Annotated in this window: 2 protein-coding genes; both read left to right on the top strand. The window is 62.9% G+C overall.

Annotated features, from left to right (window positions below; translation table 11 throughout):
* The coding region (locus EO99_RS0125340) for an O-antigen ligase family protein (RefSeq protein ID WP_029621322.1) at positions 1 to 1,113 on the top strand (1,113 nt) is incomplete at its 5' end.
* A gap of 76 nt (positions 1,114 to 1,189) precedes the next feature.
* Positions 1,190 to 1,385: sugar transferase (locus EO99_RS28730; RefSeq protein ID WP_408002888.1), on the top strand; the 196-nt coding region annotated here is incomplete at its 3' end.

Here is a 1,385-nt window from a genome sequence, read left to right as displayed (position 1 = left end):
TGCTATGCGTGGTCGGCTTACGTGGTTCTGCGTTTCGCCGCCGGTATCGTCGTCCATGGCGAAAAGGGATCGTCGGAATGGCTCTACGCCTTCCCGGCCCTGTTTCCACTCGTCGGCGTCGCGCTCTACGCCACCCGCAGGCATCTGTTCACCGCAGCGACGCTGCTGCTGGTCGGCGGCGCGATCGGTCTCCTCGCCACCCTGGACTTCCAGACCATCGCAAGCGGCGAGCGGATCGAGCCTCTGTTTCACAACAACCCGATCCATGCCGGCGTCGGATGCGCGATGCTCTTCCTGTCTAGCCTGTTCTGGCTGCTGTATGCCGGCGAGAACGGCTATCTGAAAACTCCCCGCAAATGGGCGTACCTGGCGCTGGGGGGCATCACGGCCGCTCTCAGCCTTACCGGCGTGCTGGGCGCGCAGTCCAAGGGCGCCTGGCTGGCGCTGGCGGCGACCTTTGCTTTCATGGCGCTTCTCGCAGCCTGCCATCTGGCAGGACGCCAGCGCATCTATCTCCTGGCCGCCATTGCTCTCCTGGCGGCAACCAGCGCAACGACCATGTCGCCATACGTGCTCAAGGTGGCGGGAACGACCATGGACGCCTCGGCCAGACTGACGCAAGGCACCCTCGCCAGCGACAACCCGATGAGCGCCATGCGGGTCGCCATTGATGACCCGAATACGCCGGAAGCCATGCGGGAACGGCTCATGCTCTGGACGAACGCCCTGGAGCTCGTGCAGGAATCCCCGCTGACCGGCTGGGGAAATCTGTGGCTGCGCGAGTGGCGGCAGACGACCTATTCCGACGTCGGCTACAACCTGCTCCACAACGGCTATCTCGAGATCCTCGTCCGGCACGGGCTGCTCGGGATCCTTTTCCTGCTGGTCTTCGCCGCAGTCGCCATGCGACGGATCCACAGGGCCCACGCAAGCGGGTCTTTGGCGACGAGCACGATGAATTACCTTTACACCCTCAGCTTCTTCTTCTTCTGCACGATCGCATCCAACTCCAACAATCGGCTGGCGATCGGCGAAAGCTTCTTCATTCTGGCGGGTTCGAGCGTGTTCGCCTTGACGCTTTTGGAGCACCGGATGCTGGTGCGGAGAGGATAGCGCGTAACAGCATTGCCAGGCAGCAGGAGGTGTTGCAGCCGTGTCCCATTCCGTCTAGGTCCCTGAGACAGCTGACATGCATTTCGCACGTCGGAGCCAATTGATTGAATGGACTGTTTCACGGATGTCTCTGAAGCGCGTGTTTGACATCTTCGTTGCGGCGGGCGCCGCGGTGCTGTTTGCGCTGCCGATGGCCCTCGTGCTGCTGGCGGTGCGCTGGACGTCGTCGGGACCTGCCCTTTACTGGTCGAAGCGGATCGGGCGCGACAACC

The sequence above is a fragment of the Pseudorhizobium marinum genome (assembly GCF_000705355.1).
GTDB lineage: Bacteria > Pseudomonadota > Alphaproteobacteria > Rhizobiales > Rhizobiaceae > Neorhizobium > Neorhizobium pelagicum.
The sequence above is the reverse complement of the archived record's forward strand: the minus strand, read 5'-3'. Positions and strand labels throughout refer to the sequence as shown.